This window comes from Pedobacter sp. HMWF019, assembly GCF_003061025.1.
Lineage (GTDB): Bacteria > Bacteroidota > Bacteroidia > Sphingobacteriales > Sphingobacteriaceae > Pedobacter.
This window is the reverse complement of record NZ_QAIL01000577.1, coordinates 4,606-8,500: the sequence shown is the minus strand read 5'-3', so window position 1 is coordinate 8,500 and position 3,895 is coordinate 4,606. Positions and strand designations below refer to the sequence as shown.

Genomic DNA, 3,895 nt, shown 5'->3' with positions numbered 1-3,895 from the left:
AGTTATGGCTGCTTATGCGTTTATTTATGCAATAGTCAGGGACTATTATCATCAAAATAAGAATAGAAAGCTGAATAGGATTCAGCAAGCAGATAATGAGCTTCATGCATTAAAGGCTCAACTGAACCCCCATTTCTTATTTAATGCTTTAAATTATCTTTATGGTACGGCGTTAAAAGAAAAAGCACCGGATACTGCTGAAGGGATTGATATCATGTCTGATATGATGCGTTATACCATTCACGGAATGCATGAGAATTTTGTGCCGCTTGTAGAGGAATTGAAGTTTATCGAAAACTATCTTAAACTTCAGCAGGTACGTTTGCCTGAAAAGGATAATATAAAAATTAGTACTCAAATTGTTTCGGATGATCGTAATCACCAACTCAAGATCGCACCGCTATTGCTTCTTCCGTTTATTGAAAATGCTTTTAAGTACGGCATCAGTATGGATAATCAATGTGAAGTGCAGGTAAAGGTTATTGTGGTAGAAAATGAGCTAAATATGGAAGTGTTTAACACCATTGTTCAGAACCGTGCAGAAGTTAAAGGAAATAATACGGGAATAAAAAATACCACTAAGCGTTTGGATCTGCTTTATCAAGACAGTTACCAGTTAGATCAAAAAAGCACTGGTTTAGATTATAAAGTTTCATTTTGGCTTAAACTCAAGTTTTAAATACCTCATTCATTTTTTGTAATTATGATTAAGAAAGTAATGTTACTGCTTTTCGTGGCAGCGGTACCTTTTATGTCTGTATCTCAGACTAAAGATTCTTTGTTTACCGTTAGAATAAATGCTGCAAAAATGCCTTTGACGGCCAAGATTTATCTATTGTATCAAAAGGACGGTAAAAAAATAGTTGATTCTGCAACGCAGGGTAATGGCATATTCGTTTTTAAGGGGAAAATAGAAAGACCAATATATGCAACTCTTGTGTGTGATACTACAAATATTGGTTTTTTGGGAATGCTTAAAAAAAGACATGATAAACAAGATGCGTTACGCATGTACATTTACCCGGGGCAAGTAGCGTTGAAAACATCGAGCCAGGTAATTGCCAATGCAAGATTTGTTGGAAAAGGTATCAATTCGGATTACTTTAAGCTAGAGCAAATACTTCGTCCTGTAACTGAACAGAGAAATAAGATCAGTGAATTGATGGAAACTGCTGATAAGGCAAATTCTGTACTACTGAACAAAAAACTAGATAGTTTAAGCTTGATCAAAAAGGCCATTCAGCTGAAATTTATTAATGGAAATCCTGGCAGCTTTATCGCATTAAGTGCATTGCAGGAATATGCCGGGCCCTTCCCGGATCTTGTAGTGATAGAACCTATATTTAAAAGACTCTCTGTGAACGTACGAAACATGCCATCCGCCAAAGAATTTTGGAAATTCCTTTCAGATCAGAAAGGTCTTAATCCAGGTACTCTGGCACCTGTTTTTGTGCAGAATGATACTAGTGGTAAACCTATCAATTTAACCTCATTTAGAGGAAAGTATGTGCTGATTGATTTCTGGGCTTCATGGTGTGGGCCTTGCCGGGATACTAACATCGAACTTGTTAAAATCTACAATGAATTTAAAGGGAGAAATTTTACTATATTGGGTATATCCCTTGATGGTTTAGATGGAAAAGATGCGTGGTTAAAAGCAATAGAGGATGATGGATTAAATTGGACACAGGTTTCAGATTTAAAGCACTGGGAAAATGCGGTGGCAAAGCTTTATAGTATCCGGAAAATTCCACAGAGTTTTTTGATTGATCCTCAAGGTGTGATTATTGCAAGGGATATTGAAACCAAAAACTTAGGAGAGAAACTTAAACAAGTGTTGCCTGTAGAATGATCAAAGTAATAGCAATTGACGATGAGCCTGTAGCGCTCGATATTATTCGGGCTCACGCAGAAAAGATACCTTTTATTTCGCTTGATGCGACCTTTTTAAGCGCGACAGATGCACTGCTGTATGTTAAAAATGAGTGCGTAGATTTAGTGTTTCTTGACATCGCTATGCCTGATCTTTCGGGTATTGAATTTGCCTCAATGCTAAACCCAGAAGTTCAGATCGTTTTTACTACTGCTTATCCTGATTATGCATTAAAGGGCTTTGAGTTGGCCGCTACTGACTACTTATTAAAGCCAATCAATTTTATGCGCTTTCTAAAAGCATGTAAGCTGGCTGAAACGAGATATCAAGTGCCTGACGTAAAAAAAAGAGTCGAGGAGAAGGCTTTATTTGTAAAGGATGGGCACGACTGGGTACAAATTAAATTTAATAACCTGCTTTACGCGAAAGCAGAAGATAATTATGTGGGTTTGCATGAAACGGATAAACATACGCTTACACGTATTACATTGACAGAATTGCAGGCAAAGCTCCCTACAGATCAATTTGTAAGGGTTCATAAATCATTTATTATTTCCAGACAGAAAATCGAGCGGATTGAGAAGCATCAGGTAACTGTAGCCGGCAATAAGATTCCATTGTCTAAATTATATAGAGACCAGCTTCTGCAAGATCTTAAGGGAGAATTATAGAAGCTAGTATTGATTCTTTTATCAACTCCTGTCTACCCCGATCAAAAAAATAAAAATAAATTTGCGTAACTCATAAGTTACTTATACCTTTAGGTAACTTATAGGTTACTCATTATGGCAAAAGTTATTAAACACCAGTATTTCTTCGCCCATCCCGTTAAGACGGTTTGGGAGTATCTAACCAATTCCAATCTCATGACACAATGGCTTATGAAAAATGATTTTCAGCCTGTTTTAGGGCATGAATTTCAGTTCCGGACGGGCAGCATAGCTAACCTGAATTTTGACGGTATTTTTTATTGTAAGGTGCTGGAAATTGAGCCCTTAAAAACATTAAGCTATTCCTGGAATTGCGGCCCTGGCCAAGGTAAGATCACACTTGAATCGGTTGTGACCTGGCGGCTCGAACCCAAGAACAACGGCACCGAAGTGTTTTTGGACCACCACGGCTTCGATAAGGCAGAAAATCTGGATCTGTACCATGGCCTGCTGCACGGCTGGTTGGAGAAATTCCAAAACATCGAAAAACTTATAAATACGGATGCACATGGCCATACCAACGCTTGATACCTTCCAGGTGATCGGAGATCCGAGCCGACGGAAAATGCTGCTGCTCCTTTCGGAGGATAGTTTGACCATCAACAGCCTGGCCGATAATTTCGATATGAGCCGTCCAGCTGTATCCAAGCATGTCAAAATACTGGAAACTGCCGGATTTATTTCTATTCAGGATGTGGGCAGGGAACGCTATTGCACGTTGAAAAAGGATGGTTTTGAAGAACTGCGGGCCTGGCTGAACTACTTTGATGAGTTCTGGGCATCGAAACTGAAAAAATTGGAAACCTTATTAAATAACAAATTACCTAGCTAAGATGTATAAAAAATTGCTGAGCGATTCGGTGAGTCGAATTCAAAACCAAGATAAACCACCTTAAAATTAACACCATCCTGCGGATGAATATAAGTCAATCTACTCCCCCTGAGCTTATTCTATTTCCGCACACACCAGGTGGTCATGGCTCTCATGTTTTGTACGTTGGTGGTTTTTATGGGTTCGTAAATGTGTCCGTCAAGCCGTTTGGTGAGGCGCTGGAGCATTTCCTGGTTAACCAGGAATCTTTCTGATCCGTCAGGAAGGATGTAACGGCCATTTCCAATAAATCTGACTGAAGTTTCGATTCCGATTTCTGAGGCGAGACGGCAGAAAAGGTATCCCCCGGGTTTTAAGGCATTCCACATGGAGTTTAGCATAGCATCAAAATGCTCCTGGTTCTCTGCAAAATGTAGAACCGCGGAACTAATGACCAGATCAAAACTTTCATTTTCAAAGGGCATTTTCTCTACCGGTGCT

The 3,895-nt window shown here is 39.1% G+C and carries 6 protein-coding genes; 5 read left to right on the top strand and 1 reads right to left on the bottom strand.

Translation table 11 applies throughout. From position 1 onward, the window contains the following. The 5 genes from DBR11_RS27635 to DBR11_RS27615 all read left to right on the top strand — a co-directional run. Nucleotides 1-679: sensor histidine kinase (locus DBR11_RS27635; protein WP_199233986.1), on the top strand; the 679-nt coding region annotated here is incomplete at its 5' end. Between the two features lie 24 nt (nt 680-703). Continuing rightward, nucleotides 704-1,852, top strand: coding sequence for a TlpA disulfide reductase family protein (locus DBR11_RS27630; RefSeq protein ID WP_108555764.1), 1,149 nt, complete (start codon nt 704-706; stop codon nt 1,850-1,852). Then, nucleotides 1,849-2,544: a LytTR family DNA-binding domain-containing protein gene (locus DBR11_RS27625; protein ID WP_108555763.1), complete on the top strand. Its 696-nt coding sequence runs from the start codon at nt 1,849-1,851 to the stop codon at nt 2,542-2,544. Before DBR11_RS27630 ends, DBR11_RS27625 begins: the two co-directional genes overlap by 4 nt. A 114-nt stretch (nt 2,545-2,658) precedes the next feature. Further along, nucleotides 2,659-3,111 (top strand): SRPBCC domain-containing protein, encoded by a 453-nt coding sequence (locus tag DBR11_RS27620; protein ID WP_108555762.1) that lies wholly within the window; start codon nt 2,659-2,661, stop codon nt 3,109-3,111. Beyond that, entirely contained in the window at nt 3,092-3,415 is a 324-nt protein-coding gene (locus DBR11_RS27615) for a helix-turn-helix transcriptional regulator (protein WP_108555761.1), read from the top strand. The genes DBR11_RS27620 and DBR11_RS27615 overlap by 20 nt, the downstream gene beginning before the upstream one ends. A gap of 119 nt (nt 3,416-3,534) precedes the next feature. Here DBR11_RS27615 and DBR11_RS27610 read toward each other — a convergent pair. Continuing rightward, nucleotides 3,535-3,895 (bottom strand): class I SAM-dependent methyltransferase (locus DBR11_RS27610; RefSeq protein ID WP_158275402.1); only part of this gene is annotated, 361 nt, incomplete at its 5' end.

Bases quoted from the DNA above. Each gene is read 5' to 3' on its own strand.
- DBR11_RS27625 (WP_108555763.1), top strand. From the start codon at position 1,849: ATGATCAAAGTAATAGCAATTGACGATGAGCCTGTAGCGCTCGATATT.
- DBR11_RS27630 (WP_108555764.1), top strand. From the start codon at position 704: ATGATTAAGAAAGTAATGTTACTGCTTTTCGTGGCAGCGGTACCTTTT.
- DBR11_RS27620 (WP_108555762.1), top strand. From the start codon at position 2,659: ATGGCAAAAGTTATTAAACACCAGTATTTCTTCGCCCATCCCGTTAAG.
- DBR11_RS27615 (WP_108555761.1), top strand. From the start codon at position 3,092: ATGGCCATACCAACGCTTGATACCTTCCAGGTGATCGGAGATCCGAGC.